The sequence below is a fragment of the Paraburkholderia aromaticivorans genome, assembly GCF_012689525.1.
In the GTDB taxonomy this organism is placed as follows: Bacteria; Pseudomonadota; Gammaproteobacteria; order Burkholderiales; family Burkholderiaceae; genus Paraburkholderia; species Paraburkholderia aromaticivorans_A.
Genome location: NZ_CP051515.1, coordinates 2,161,959 through 2,175,760, shown reverse-complemented (window position 1 = coordinate 2,175,760; position 13,802 = coordinate 2,161,959). Strand labels below are relative to the sequence as shown.

Below are 13,802 nucleotides of genomic sequence, written 5' to 3'. Positions count from 1 at the left end.
GGCGTACAACGCCATAAGGATCGATGCAATGGAACAATCTCCGCTCTACATTCGCGTTCACCCCAATGACAATGTCGCGATCGTCGTCAACGACGGCGGGCTGGGTGAGGGCGCGGTATTTCCCGATGGTCTGGCGCTGCGTGAGCGCGTACCGCAAGGGCACAAGGTCGCGCTGGCCGACCTGGCCGAGGGCGACGAGGTCATCCGCTATAACGTGGTGATCGGCTATGCGCTGAAGACGTTGCCGAAGGGCAGCTGGATCAACGAACACGTGATTCGCATGCCGAGCCCGCCGGGACTCGAAGATCTGCCGATCGCCACGATCAAGGCGCCGGAGATGCCGCCGCTCGAGGGCTACACGTTCGAGGGCTACCGCAACGCGGACGGTTCGGTCGGCTCGCGCAACATTCTCGCCATCACGACCACGGTGCAATGCGTGGCCGACGTGGTCCAGCATGCGGTCACCCGCATCAAGGCCGAACTGCTGCCGAACTACCCGAATGTCGACGACGTGGTGAGCCTCGGCCACACCTATGGTTGCGGCGTCGCGATCGACGCGCCCGACGCGATGGTGCCGATCCGCACCGTGCGCAACATCAGCCTGAATCCGAACTTCGGCGGCGAGGTGATGATGGTCAGCCTCGGCTGCGAGAAGTTGCAGCCCGAGCGCCTGATGCCGCCGGGTACGATTCCGATCGCCGCGGCCGCGAATGTGGCGGAAGTCGCGGACATCGGCGATATCGAGGGTGATCTGAACGGCGACGTCGTCGTGCTTCAGGACGAAGCGCACGTCGGCTTCCAGTCGATGATCGAGTCGATCATGAAAATGGCCGACGGTCATCTGAAGCGCTTGAATAATCGCCGCCGCGAAACCTGTCCTGCCGCTGATCTCGTGATCGGCGTGCAATGCGGCGGCAGCGATGCGTTCTCCGGTCTCACCGCGAATCCGGCGGTGGGCTACGCGACCGACTTGCTGGTACGGGCCGGCGCCACGGTCATGTTCTCCGAAGTCACCGAAGTGCGCGACGGCGTCGATCAACTGACGGCGCGCGCGGCCAACCCGGAGGTCGCCGCGGCGATCATCCGCGAGATGCAGTGGTACGACGATTATCTGAAGCGCGGCGGCGCGGATCGCAGCGCCAACACCACGCCGGGCAACAAGAAGGGCGGCTTGTCGAACATCGTCGAAAAGGCCATGGGCTCGATCATCAAGTCGGGCAACTCGGCGATTTCCGGCGTGCTGTCGCCCGGCGAGAAGGTTCGCCAGAAAGGCCTGATCTACGCGGCCACGCCGGCTAGCGACTTCATCTGCGGCACGCTGCAAGTCGCGGCGGGTATCAACCTGCACGTTTTCACCACGGGCCGCGGCACGCCGTACAGCCTCGCCGAAGTGCCCGTCATCAAGGTCGCGACGCGCTCGGATCTGGCGCGCCGCTGGCATGATCTGATGGACATCAACGCCGGCACGATCGCGACCGGCGCGGCGACCATCGAAGAGGTGGGCTGGGAACTGTTCCGTCTGATGCTCGACGTCGCCAGCGGCCGCAAGGAGACTTGCGCGGAAAAACTCAAGCTCCACAATGCGTTGACGCTGTTCAATCCGGCGCCGGTGACCTGATTGGTCCGCTTGATCCGGCCGGCCCGGCTGGCTGATTCTGATCGCACTCATACCAATATAGAAACATGACTGACTCGAACCTTGACCGCAGCGCGGCACAGAAACCCTTTCGCCGTCTGCTGCTCACCGGCGCGGCGGGCAACCTCGGCAAGCAACTGCGCGGCGCGCTCGCCGCGTGGGCCGATATCGTGCGCATCACGGATATCGCACCGCTCGGCGACGTGGCGGCGCACGAGGAAGCCTCGACCGTCGACCTCGCGGACGAAGCCGCGGTTCACGCGCTGCTCGAAGGCGTGGACGCGGTGATTCACCTCGGCGGCATTTCCGTCGAGGCGCCGTTCGAAGATCTGCTCGAAGCGAATATCCGCGGCCTGTACAACCTTTATTCGGCGGCGCAGAAGCAGGGCGTGAAGCGCATCGTGTATGCAAGCTCGAATCACGCGGTGGGTTTTCATCCGGTGACGGAGGTGGTCGATACCGACGCGCCGCTGCGTCCCGATAGCCTGTACGGCGTGACGAAGTGCTTCGGCGAATCGTTGTCGCGTTACTACTTCGATCGCTTCGGTCTGGAGACGGTGTGCCTGCGCATCGGTTCGTCGTTCGAGCAACCGAAAAATCCGCGCATGCTCGTGACCTATCTGAGCTTTCGCGACCTCATCGAACTGGTGCGCTGCTCGCTGTTCACCAACCGCGTGGGTCACGCGATCGTCTACGGCGTGTCGGATAACCGGACCAAGTGGGTGGATAACACCAAGGCCGCGTTCCTCGGTTTTCGTCCGCAGGACAGTTCGGTCGAATTCGAGCATCTCTTTCCAGTCACTGCGCCCACTGCCGATCTCGACGATCCGACGCAGCGTTTTCAGGGCGGCCCGTTCGTGCTCGCCGGTCCGATGGAACCGAAGCGGTGAGCGCCGCAGCGAACCCGCGAGTGGAGCGAGTCGAGGCAGCGGGGCAGGCGCCGGCTTCGGTCGGCGAGAGTCCGGTTTGGCGCGTTGCGGAACAAGCGCTGTATTGGGTGGATATTCCGGCGCAGAAAATCGTGCGCTTGCGGATCGATTCGGGCGAACGCTCTGAATGGCTGTTGCCGGAGAAAGTCGCGTGCATCGCGTTCGATCATCGCGGCACGGTGCTGGCCGGCTGCGAGACGGGGCTTTTTGCGGTCACGTTGACTGAGTCCACGGCCAACGGCGAACCCGTGCAGGTGACAGGGCGCAAACTCGCCACACCGGATTTCGCTTGCGACGACATGCGATTCAACGACGGCCGTTGCGACCGGCAAGGGCGCTTTTGGGCCGGCACGATGGTGCAGGACATGGCGGCGGCCAAGCCGGCCGGCGCGCTTTATCGTTTCGACGAGCGCGGCGTGCTGTCCGCGCCGGTCGTCGACGCGCTCATCACGCAGAACGGCCTCGCGTGGTCGCCGGACGGCACGATCATGTATCTGTCGGACTCGCATCCGTTGCGCAGGCAGATCTGGGCATTCGATTACGACGTCGAAACCGGCGAGCCGCGCAACCGTCGCGTGTTCGCCGATCTGAATCACCATGCGGGCCGTCCCGACGGCGCCGCGGTGGACGCCGACGGCTGCTACTGGATTTGCGCGAACGACGCGGGCCTGCTGCTGCGCTTCACACCCGAAGGCAAGCTGGACCGGCAGATTGCCGTGCCGGCCATCAAGCCGGCCATGTGCGCATTCGGTGGGCGCGATCTGGATACGCTGTTCGTTACGTCGATTCGTCCCGCTGCGAACGCGAGCGAGCACGACGGCCATCTGTTCGCCGTGCGTCCTGGTGTAACCGGGTTACCCGAGCCGGAGTTCGCGGGCAAACTGTAAGCGGAGCTTGCGCGAAAAGGGCGCCGGGCATGTCGACATGTCCGGCGCCCTTTGTTTGTCTGCTCGATATTCATAGGTCGTCGTACAACATTGTGGTGTAAAGACTACGGTCTCGTCACAATTCTGCTACGAAAAACAGCGTGCCCAGGAGATACCGGTTTACCCCGGCAGCGCCGTGCCAGCTGGCGTGGGGACTCGCCGCGTGATACATCGGTCATCCGTGCCGGATGCCGTCCTGGTGCGGGTAAATACCGTCTGTACAACTCAAACTGCGTTTTATAGACTTCATATGTCGTCGTACAACATATAAGCCCAAACAAATTGCTTTCTTTAAATTTCGAGTTTTCGGTATGAACGAGGCGGCGTCGACGTGCGCGACTACTCGCACACGAGACGCAAGCCGATGCAGTTGAAGCAAAAGTAAAAGAGTCGAGTTGTCTGACAGGAGTGCTGAGCATCTGCGCCGGGGACGTTGCACAGACCAGCATGGCAAAGCGCTCGTGACCGCAAATGGTGGCGAGCGTCGAGCCGGGAGACGCAGCAAACCATGTCGCATCCGCGGGTAGCCCCCGCAAGCGGGCCCTCCGCAATCGATTGGATGGTCAATTTTTCAAGGAATTTCACGATGAATAAGAAGTTTGCCTCTTCCCGTGTTTCGCTGATCGTCGCAGCTTCGGTGCTGGCCTTCAGCAGCGTGTCGGCACAAGCGCGTGTGTTCCGCGTGTCCGATGTGCATGGCGACACGTACCCGACCAACATGGCCGTGAAATATATGGGGGAACAGATCAACAAGGCAACCGGCGGCAAAGACTCCGTGAAGGTCTTCGGCAATAGCGCGCTGGGCTCCGAAAACGACACGATCGATCAGGTGCGCATCGGCGCACTGGACATGGCGCGCGCCAATGGTGCCGCGTTCAACGAGATCGTCCCCGAATCGATGATCCCGTCGCTGCCGTTCCTGTTCCGCGACATCGACCATTTCCGCAAAGTGATGTACGGCCCGGAAGGCCAGAAGATTCTCGACGCCTTCAAGGCGAAGGGCATGATCGCGCTGACGTTCTACGAGAGCGGCGCGCGTTCCATCTACACCAAGAAGCCGATTCACACGCCGGCTGACATGAAGGGCCTCAAGGTTCGCGTGCAGCCGTCCGACCTGATGGTCGACGAAATCCGCGCAATGGGCGGCACGCCCACGCCGATGCCGTTCGCCGAAGTCTATACGGGCCTGAAGACGGGTCTGGTGGATGCCGCTGAAAACAACCTGCCGTCGTACGAAGAAACCAAGCACTTCGAAGTCGCGCCGGTCTACTCCGAAACCCAGCATTCGATGACGCCGGAAGTGCTGGTGTTCTCGAAGAAAGTGTGGGACACGCTGACGCCGCAAGAGCAGGACATCATCAAGAAGGCTGCGGCGGACTCGGTGCCGTACTACCAGAAGCTGTGGACCGCGCGCGAAGCCGACGCGAGCAAGACGGTCACGAAGGGCGGCGCGACCATCGTCGCCTCGTCGCAGATCGATCGCGCCGCGTTCGTCAAGGCCATGCAGCCGGTCTGGGCGAAATACGAAAAGACCCCGCAAATGAAGCAACTCGTCGACGAGATCCAGTCAGTCAAATAAGGCTCGCCCGAACGGAGGTGCCGCGGTGACGGGAAGAGCCTGCGAGAAGCTTCACGGGCTCTGCCGCTGTGCGCTTCCTGAATCGGATGAGTCGAGCAGGATCGCTGAATATTAAAGACAGGTCGGCCGTATGCAAGGATGGGGTCAATGAGATTCATGAAGCGCCCAAATGATTTTCTGTTCCGCTCGCTGGTTGTCCTGGCGTCGGTGAGTCTCGCTGTGCTGAGCCTGCTGGTGATCTACAGCGTCGTGATGCGCTACGTCTTCAGCGATGCACCGGATTTCGTCGAGCCCATCGCGCTCCTCCTGGTGATCGTGATCGCCATGTTCGGCGCCGCGCTCAAGGTGCGCGAGGGCGGCCATATCGGTCTCGATTCGCTCGTGAAGAAATTGCCGCCGAAAGGGCAACTCGTCGCCACGGCGTTTCAGCATAGTTGCCTGATCGTGTTTGCGGCGGCGGTTTTCTTCGGCTGTCTTCAGATGGTGGACGCCACCGCCGACGACCGGATTCCAATTATCGGCTTGCCTGAATCCTTGCGTTATTGCATTCCGGTCATTGCCAGCGTCTGCATTGCAACGTTCTCGATTGAGAACCTGCTGGCGCTTTTCGCACAGAAACAAAAATAGAGCAATCATGGAACTTGCCATCCTCGCCATTAGTTTTCTCGTTTTTCTCCTTCTCGGCGTTCCTGTTTCCTTCGGGCTCGGGCTCTCGTGTGTCCTGACTTACCTGTACGAAGGCTTGCCGGCGGCCACCGCCATGCAGTCGATGATTTCGGGCATCAACGGCTTTTCGTTTCTCGCGGTGCCGTTCTTCATTCTGTCCGGTGAACTGATGCTGCACGGTGGCATCGCGGACCGCATCCTGCGTTTCGCACAAGCCACGGTCGGGCATTTCCGCGGCGGCCTTGGCATGGCCAACGTGGTCGCCTGCACGCTGTTCGGCGGGGTCTCCGGTTCGCCCTCGGCGGATACGTCGGCCATGGGCGGCGTGGTGATTCCGTTGATGAAGCGCGAAGGTTACAGCGCGGCCTACGCGGTCAACGTGACGACGCACTCGTCGCTGGCGGGCGCGCTGATGCCGACGTCGACCAACATGATCATCTATGCATTCGCGGCCCAGGGCATCACCGGCACGTTGAATGGACACCCGATGAGCGGCGTTTCGATCGGCGATCTGTTGTTTTCTGGTCTGCTGCCGGTGTTGTGGGTGATGGGTTTCGTGCTGATCGCCGCATACTGGCAAGCGGTCAAGTACGGTTATCCGCGTCGTCCTGATGGTTCGACGGAACTGCAGAAATTTCCGGGCTGGTACGCCGTTGCCCGTACATTCCTCGGCGCATTGCCCGGCTTGATGGTGATTGCGATCATTCTGGTTTGCGTGGCAAAGGGTATTGCTACAGCAACGGAAGCTGCCGCTATTGCCGTGTTTTATTCGCTCGTACTGACAATCGTCGTGTATCGCTCGATGACGATGAAGAAGCTGTTCCACGCGCTGTCGAAGGCGGCAAAAACTACCGGCGTGGTGCTGCTGCTGATCGGCGTGTCGAACATGCTGCGTTACCAGATGGCCTATCTGGAGATTCCGGATGCGATCGAACACATGCTCGATGGCGCGACCCGCTTCCCGTGGCTGATGCTGCTGTACATCAACCTGATCCAGATTTTCCTCGGCACGTTCGTCGACATGGCGGCGCACATCCTGATCACCACGCCGCTGTTCCTGCCGATGGCGATGCACGCCGGTGTGGGTCCCGTCCAGTTCGGGATCATGATCCTGCTGAATTGCGCATTGGGTCTGGTGCATCCGCCAATCGGCTCGGTGCAGTTTATCGGGTGCGCGATTGGCAATGTGTCGATTGGTGAAACTACCAAGGTGGCGTGGCCGTATTACCTGGCTATCTTCAGCGCGATCAACATCGTCACTTACGTACCGATGTTCTCGACATGGTTGCCTAGCCTGATCAATGGTCATCCGGTATTTTGAAGTCCTTCATTAACGCTTTGGCGTTCGAACAATATCCACACTCAGCGGCGCTCGAACACGGCCGCGATCAAAGAAAAATCTTTTAAAGAGGAGCAGAAATGAAAAAGGTATTGGCAACTTCGGCGCTTGGTCTGGTCGCCCTCGGCGCACACGCTCAGAGCAGCGTGACGCTGTACGGGATCGTCGATACGGGGATCGGCTATCAGAGCAGCCAGACGTCGCTCGGTTCGACCAGCGGCGGCCGTTCGGCCGTGAAGATGGTCAACGGCATCTGGGCCGGCAGCCGCTTCGGCCTGAAGGGCGCCGAGGATCTGGGCGGCGGTACCAAGGCGATCTTCCAGTTGGAAGAGGGCTTTAACAGCGCAACCGGCGCGCAGTCTGTTTCCGGTCTCGCGTTCAACCGCCAGGCTTATGTCGGCGTGACGAATGCGAACTATGGTTCGTTCACGGCAGGCCGTCAATATACGTCGTACTACACGCTGCTCTCGCCGTACAGCCCGACCACGTGGCTGACGGGCGCGTACGGCGCGCACCCGGGCGATATCGACTCTCTCGATACCCTGTACCGCGTCAACAACTCGCTGGTGTACACGTCGCCGAACCTGTACGGCCTGACGGCTAGCGGCTCGTATGCGCTGGGCGGCGTGCCGGGCAGCTTCAACGCCGGTTCGACGTGGAGCGCGGCTTTGCAGTACCTGAACGGTCCGTTCGGCATCGCGGCGGGCTTCCAGCGCATTAACAACTCGACGTCTGGCGGCGGCGCATGGGGTGCTGACTCCACGACGTCGAACAACGGCGCTCAGGCTGGCGTGTCGGCCATCAACAACGGCTATCAGCGCGCGCAGGCTCAGCAGCGCGTGGCGGTCACGGGCGGCTATGCGTTCAGCCCGGCGTGGGACGTGTCGTTCTCGTACTCGAACGTGCAATACATTCCGGGTATCAACTCGCCGTTCCACACCACCGCGATCTTCAACACGGGCGGCGCCGTGCTGCACTTCAAGCCTTTGACGGCGCTGGACCTGGCTGCGGGTTACAGCTATACGCGTGCAACCAAGGCGAACGGCATCACGAGCTCGGCTAGCTACCAGCAGTTCAACCTCTCGCAGTACTACAGCCTTTCCAAACGCACCGGGCTGTATGCGCTCGAGGCATACCAGCGCGCAGGTGGTCAGACCCTGGGTACGAACGGCGTGAGCATCATCAACGCGACGGCCAGTGTCGGCGACGGCCAGAACCCCGCGCCGTCCTCGTCACGCAGCCAGTTTGCTGCCGGCGTGGGCATCATCCACAAGTTCTGATGACGTAACTTCGTGGCGGTGTGTTGCTATGCCGCCACGGCGACGCGTTTAATTACGCTTCGCTGAGCATCACTAGCTGCGCGCGCAACGCGCGCAGCGTCTTCGGCGGCGCCCGGTCCTCGGGGATTGCGCGTGTCGGCCCGACCAGTGCGTTCAGCCAGATCGTCACCACCGGCGGGTTCTTCAGTGCTCACGGCGAAAACTCCTGGTAACGCGAGTTTGAAGCGCCAGCGCGCGGCAAGCGTCGTAAATCCTGCCGCACACGTCACGCTCAGGCGTCGGACCACAAACGCCCAGCCGTTGCCCAGTTTTCGCGTTTCACGTCGGTCAGAATAATATCCACTGAGTTCGCTTCAACGCCGAGCGATTCGCAGGTCGCCTTGGTGATGGCTTCCACGAACTGGCGTTTCTGTTCCACCGAGCGGCCTTCGAAGAGTTCGATATGAAACGTGGGCATGGTGTGACTCCGTTAAGGATGAGATTGGGGTTGCAATGAGCGCGGCGCGAATTCAATCGCGATAGCTGGGATCGAGGCGGTCGAGTTTGCGCAGCAAGGCCGGCCATTCGAGCGCGCCTTCAATGGCGCCGCCATCGTACAGTTGTTCCGCCGTGCGTGCGGCGACCGCATCGCTCGGCACCACGAGTTCCGCGCCGCATGCTTGCGCCTGTAACTGGATCTCGCATGCCTTGAGCAGCGTTGCCATCAGCACATAGGCTTCGGCGACCGTGCGGCCGGTGGTCAGCGTGCCGTGATTGCGCAACAGCATGGCGGGCTTGTCGGCGAGATGCGCGACGAGGCGCTCGCCTTCCGCCGGCGAAAACGCGAGGCCTTCGTAATCGTGGTACGCGAGTTGGCCGTAAAAGCGCAGCGCGTGTTGCGAGGCGGGCAACAAGCCGGCTGGTTGCGCGGAGACCGCCACGCCCGCCGTATTGTGCAGATGCATCACGCAGAAGGCATCGGTGCGCGCCGCGTGGACTGCCGCGTGCAGCGCGAAGCCGGTCGCATTCACCGCATAGTCGCTCGCCCCGACGACGTTGCCCGCGATATCGATCTTCACGAGATTCGAGGCGCACACTTCATCGAAGGCGAGGCCGAATGGGTTGATCAGGAAGTGGCCGGGCTCGCCCGGAACGCTCGCCGAGATATGTGTGTAGATCAGATCGTCCCAGCCGTTGAGCGCCGCGAGCCGGTAGGTCGCGGCCAGGTCGACACGGGTCTGCCGCTCCGCGTCGGACAATGGCCCCGTCTCGGCGACGCGGCCCGCAGGGGTGTGAGTGAACGGCATGTCTGTCTCCTGAATCCTGAAATTGCTTGATCGCCGAAACGCGTGCGTGTGTGCGCGTGTGGCGCGGGCGCGTGGCGAACCTGGTGGCCTGATTAGCTCGCGCGTCTGGCCGGAACCGGCGTCGTCGCGCGGCGTGCAGTGTCCATAGGTTGCGCCGGTTCGACGGCGGCCACGCCATGCGCCAGGCGCTGCTTGAGCCACTGCACGCTCCACGTCGCGAGGACGAAGGGCGCAGTCATGACCGGCCAGCCGAAGTATGCCGCCGCCGCTTGCAGCACGCTCGACAAGGCCACCCCGCCGAGCATCGTGACGAGGCCGCAGTCGGCTAGCGCGAGCGCGGTCAGCGCGCCGTTGAATCCTAACAGGCCCGCGTCGAACGACGCTATCGTTGCGCCGAGCAGCAGATGCGCAGCGCTTGCGACCGCTGCCCCGATCAGCGCCCGCAGCGCATGCCTGCGCGACGCCGCGGCAATCCCGATCAACACCAGCAAACCGGGCAACGCGTCCGACGCAAAACCCGTTTGCGCGAAGCCGGCGAGCAGGCCGCTGCCCAATTGCGTCGCGCTCAGTACATGCGCCGGAGCTATGCTTGCTGACGGCGCGTTGACCGTAACCATCGGCAGCCAAAGCCACGTGACGATCAGGCACGGGCTCGAAAAAAAGCCAAGTCCGCGCGCACGCAGCCAGCGCGACCACGGCTCTAAGAACCACGCCGTGCACGTGGCGGCGAGAATCGCCACCGCGCCCGCTGTCGCATTGTCGGCGATGAAGTTGAAGGCGGCCAGCCCAGCCAGCGCGCCGTTGAAACCGTGCAAGCCGGCACGTGTATCGTCTTCGCGATAGCCGGCCAATACTGCGCTCACGTTGGCCGCGACCGCGCCCATCAGCGCCGCGCAGGCGAGGCGCGGGTCGTAGAGCAGCCAGGCGGCGAGCAGGCACGCCCCTGTGAAGGCGTTCGGTTGCAGCACGATCTGGCCGAGGCTGCGCAGCAGCGTGCGCAGGGCGGCGGATCGAGCTTCGGTCGCGGCGGCGTGCATGATGGGAAGGCGGCGTGATTTCAATGATGCGCAATTCCGCTGCGCGAGCGTCGGGCGCGCGCCGGGTCGGATGACTGCGAACCGCGAGCATAGGCCAGCTACGCCGCGCTGGGCATCGCGTGCATTGATAGTGGCTATTTGCGACACCTATCCGCCATACCGTGCGTCGCCGAAACGAAAGCTTTCGCGCTACGATATGAAACCCGGCGGAACCTGGCAGGACCCGGCTGCGCCGCTTCACGAGGAGACAGGCAGATGCGTGAATTACGGTGGGCATCGGAAGAGGGCGACGGCATCGAACATCTGGCGTTCGACGCGCACGAGGACGGCTTCGCGGTGGAAAGCGTCGTGGTCGGCCAGCGCTACGGCAAGCCGTACGGGCTGCATTACAAGGTGCGCTGCGACGCGCAATGGCGCACACACTACGCGTGGCTGAAGATCGTCGGCGGCGGTGGGCTGGAGTTGCATGGCGATGGCGCCGGCCATTGGCACGACGGACACGGCCTCGCGCTGAGCGCGATCGAAGGCTGCATCGACATCGATATCGCCGCTACGCCGTTCACCAATACGCTGCCGATCCGTCGCCTGCAACTGGCCGAAGGCGAGCGTCAACCCATTTCGGTGGCGTATATTTCGACGCCTGATTTGCAGGTCACGCGCGTCGAGCAGGCGTATTCGTGCATCGAACTGCATCGCGAGTATCGCTACGAGGGCATCTTCCGCAACTTCACGGCGGACATGAAAGTGGACGACGACGGTCTCGTGATCGACTATCCGACGCTGTTCACACGCCTGCCTCGCCAGCGTTGAGGGCGGTTAGACGCCCGCCTCCAGGCTCGGAGGCCCGCCGCTAACTACTTCGCGGCCAGAGCCGAGGTGACGTCGCGGTTTTGCCAGACGCTGTCTTTGACGGTGATCTTCGCCGGGATGAGATTGGCGCCGTAGAACGCATCGGCGACGATCTGCTGCGAACGCACGATCTCGTCCGTGACGGCGGTCGTGCCGTACGGATATCGGCGCACCCACGTTTCGACCAGCTTCTGATCGAGCCCGACCTTCGGCGCGATCAGCGCAGCGGTTTCCACCGGGTGCGCGTTGACCCACAGCCCGGCGGTGCGCAACTGTCCGAGAATCGCGCCGATCACGTCGGGATGCTGCTGCGCGAAGTCGCGCGTTGCTTCATAGAAGTTGTATGGGGCGTTGAGTTCGGTGTAGTCGGCCAACGTGCGCGCCTTCAGCGCCTGTTGCGCGGACGCGTAGTACGGATCCCAGATCACCCATGCATCGACGCTGCCGCTTTCGAAAGCGGCGCGCGCGTCGGCGGGCGGCAGATACACCGGACGAATATCCTCGTAACGCAGGCCCGCTTTCTTGAGCGCTTCGAGTATCAGATAGTTCGAGCTAGAGCCTTTTTGCAGCGCGACGCGTTTGCCCTTCAGATCGGCCACGCTATGCAGTGGCGAATCGCTTTTGACGAGGATCGCTTCGGCATGACTTCCCGAAGGCTCGGCGCCGACGTACACGAAGCGCACGCCGCTCGCTTGAGCGAATACCGGCGGCGGGGCGCCCGTGTAGCCGAAGTCGATGCTGTTCGCGTTCAACGCTTCGAGCAGTTGCGGTCCCGCCGGGAATTCGAACCACTTGATGTTGTAGCCGAGCGGTTTGAGTTTTTCGTCGAGCGAGCCTTGGGCCTTGAGGATCGCAAGCAGGCCCGATTCTGATAGCCGATGCGCAGTACCTTGGCCGGCTCGCTGCCGTTGCCGCCGGTCTGCGCGGTGGCGCTCAAGCTGGTGAATGCCGCGAGCAAGGCGGCGGCGAGTTGAAGCGAATAACGGGCGTGACGGACCATCCTGCGAATCTCCATTGCGTTCGATTGGTGTGGCCGCCGTGGGTTGTCTGCGGACTTCGGTCGGGTCCGCGAAAAACATGGCGCGGGCTCGCGGATGCGGCAGAAAACGCGTTGCGGCGACGTTCGGGAATCGTCGCATGGACGTCACGCTGTTCAAACGAAGCAATGCAGATTTGAATATGACGCGCGGCGGAACATGGCGCGGTCTCGGTGTTTCGTCTAGCCGCGCAAGCGGGCGTGCGCAGAAGCATGAGTGAGGCCGAAGGCTAAGACGCGGGCGAAGGTGGACGCGAAGGCGAGAACGAGACTACGCGCGCAGACTACTTCTTCGTTTTGTCTTTCTTCGCCGCGCCCGCAGCGCCTTCAGCTGGATGTCCCAGTTTCTTTGCCATGATGGCCGCGACACGTTCGCCGAGATAATCGCCCGAAGCTTCTTCGAGCGCCCGGTTCATTTCGCTCTCCACCAGCACCATGGCCAGCGGCCGCACGCGCCAGATGGCGTCGACGAGAGCCGGCACGTCGGCGGGCGGCGGCAGCGCGTCGGCGTCGTAGCGGTCCAGTTGGCGGACCACCAGATCGACCAGCGCTTTGGCGACCGCGTTGAAATGCGGCCTCGCGATGCCTACGGCGTCGAGCAGGTCGGCAAGCGGAATGCCTTCCTTCGCCATGGTCGCGCCGGCGGCCAGCGCCGTCGGGCTGCCCGACACGAACGAGAGACCGTCGCGCTCCAGCAGACCGAGGTCGACCGCCTTGCCGAGCGCGCTCGGCGTGGCCTTGTCGCCGAACATGTGCAGCAGTTCGATCAGCGAGTATTTTTTCGGCCGCTCGCGCGACCAGCGGCCGCCGATCGCCGTTTCCAGGCCGAGGATGGAACGCAGATCGTGGCCTTCGTCGACGGCCATGATCAGGTCCTGGATGTTCGCGAGCGTGTAGCCGCGCGCGAGCAGATGGTTGATCAGCTTGAGACGCGAAGCGTGCGTGTCGTCGTACACGCCGACGCGGCCGCGTTTTTCCGGCGGCGCGAGCAGGCCCGGTCCTGATACGCGCGCACGTTGCGCACGGTCGTGTCGGTGACGCGCGCAAGTTCGTCGACGGTGTATTCGTTGCGCGGCGTGGCACCGGCCGCGTCGTGCGAGTCGGCGGACAAGGGCGGGACAGGAGGCGGCGTGTCGGGCCTGGGAGGGATTTTAACGCGGCGGCGCGCGCGGACTGGGCGTGGGACGGCAAGTCGTTCGAGGCATTGAAGCAAAGTGCAATGCCGGAGTGCCGGGGTGT

Annotated in this window: 11 protein-coding genes and 2 pseudogenes; 8 read left to right on the top strand and 5 right to left on the bottom strand. The window is 62.7% G+C overall.

Going from position 1 to position 13,802, the window contains the following annotated elements:
- Positions 1-28 precede the first annotated feature (28 nt).
- The 7 genes from garD (at position 29) to HF916_RS21530 (ending at position 8,355) form a co-directional block, all read left to right on the top strand.
- The gene (gene garD, locus HF916_RS21560; RefSeq protein ID WP_168790844.1) at positions 29-1,618 is read left to right on the top strand and encodes a galactarate dehydratase; all 1,590 of its coding nucleotides are present in this window, start codon (positions 29-31) and stop codon (positions 1,616-1,618) included.
- Positions 1,619-1,683: 65 nt separating this feature from the next.
- Positions 1,684-2,526 (top strand): NAD-dependent epimerase/dehydratase family protein, encoded by an 843-nt coding sequence (locus HF916_RS21555; RefSeq protein ID WP_168790843.1) that lies wholly within the window; start codon positions 1,684-1,686, stop codon positions 2,524-2,526.
- The gene (locus HF916_RS21550; RefSeq protein WP_168790842.1) at positions 2,523-3,452 is read left to right on the top strand and encodes an SMP-30/gluconolactonase/LRE family protein; all 930 of its coding nucleotides are present in this window, start codon (positions 2,523-2,525) and stop codon (positions 3,450-3,452) included. Before HF916_RS21555 ends, HF916_RS21550 begins: the two co-directional genes overlap by 4 nt.
- 625 nt (positions 3,453-4,077) lie before the next feature.
- A complete protein-coding gene (locus HF916_RS21545; protein ID WP_168790841.1) occupies positions 4,078-5,070 on the top strand; it encodes a TRAP transporter substrate-binding protein in 993 nt (330 codons plus the stop codon).
- 147 nt (positions 5,071-5,217) lie between these two features.
- Positions 5,218-5,697, top strand: coding sequence for a TRAP transporter small permease (locus HF916_RS21540; protein ID WP_168790840.1), 480 nt, complete (start codon positions 5,218-5,220; stop codon positions 5,695-5,697).
- Positions 5,698-5,704: 7 nt separating this feature from the next.
- Positions 5,705-7,057 carry a TRAP transporter large permease gene (locus HF916_RS21535; RefSeq protein ID WP_168790839.1) on the top strand — a complete coding sequence of 451 codons (1,353 nt, stop codon included), beginning with the start codon at positions 5,705-5,707 and terminating at the stop codon, positions 7,055-7,057.
- A 98-nt stretch (positions 7,058-7,155) separates the two neighbouring features.
- A complete protein-coding gene (locus HF916_RS21530) occupies positions 7,156-8,355 on the top strand; it encodes a porin (protein WP_168790838.1) in 1,200 nt (399 codons plus the stop codon).
- Positions 8,356-8,626: 271 nt separating this feature from the next.
- On the opposite strand, the gene HF916_RS21525 is transcribed toward HF916_RS21530, so the two are convergent.
- From HF916_RS21525 to HF916_RS21515, 3 genes are all read right to left on the bottom strand, one after another.
- Positions 8,627-8,812 (bottom strand): 4-oxalocrotonate tautomerase, encoded by a 186-nt coding sequence (locus HF916_RS21525; RefSeq protein ID WP_168790837.1) that lies wholly within the window; start codon positions 8,810-8,812, stop codon positions 8,627-8,629.
- Between the two features lie 52 nt (positions 8,813-8,864).
- Positions 8,865-9,641 (bottom strand): class II aldolase/adducin family protein, encoded by a 777-nt coding sequence (locus HF916_RS21520; RefSeq protein ID WP_168790836.1) that lies wholly within the window; start codon positions 9,639-9,641, stop codon positions 8,865-8,867.
- 92 nt (positions 9,642-9,733) lie between these two features.
- Positions 9,734-10,678: an urea transporter gene (locus HF916_RS21515; RefSeq protein WP_168792103.1), complete on the bottom strand. Its 945-nt coding sequence runs from the start codon at positions 10,676-10,678 to the stop codon at positions 9,734-9,736.
- Between the two features lie 255 nt (positions 10,679-10,933).
- Here HF916_RS21515 and HF916_RS21510 point away from each other — a divergent pair, with 255 nt between their 5' ends.
- The gene (locus HF916_RS21510; protein WP_168790835.1) at positions 10,934-11,488 is read left to right on the top strand and encodes a putative glycolipid-binding domain-containing protein; all 555 of its coding nucleotides are present in this window, start codon (positions 10,934-10,936) and stop codon (positions 11,486-11,488) included.
- Between the two features lie 44 nt (positions 11,489-11,532).
- Here the strand turns inward: HF916_RS21510 and HF916_RS21505 are convergent.
- Both HF916_RS21505 and HF916_RS21500 read right to left on the bottom strand, forming a co-directional pair.
- A pseudogene (locus HF916_RS21505) lies at positions 11,533-12,527 on the bottom strand (sulfonate ABC transporter substrate-binding protein).
- A 320-nt stretch (positions 12,528-12,847) separates the two neighbouring features.
- Positions 12,848-13,713: pseudogene (locus HF916_RS21500) on the bottom strand (MerR family transcriptional regulator).
- Positions 13,714-13,802 lie beyond the last annotated feature (89 nt).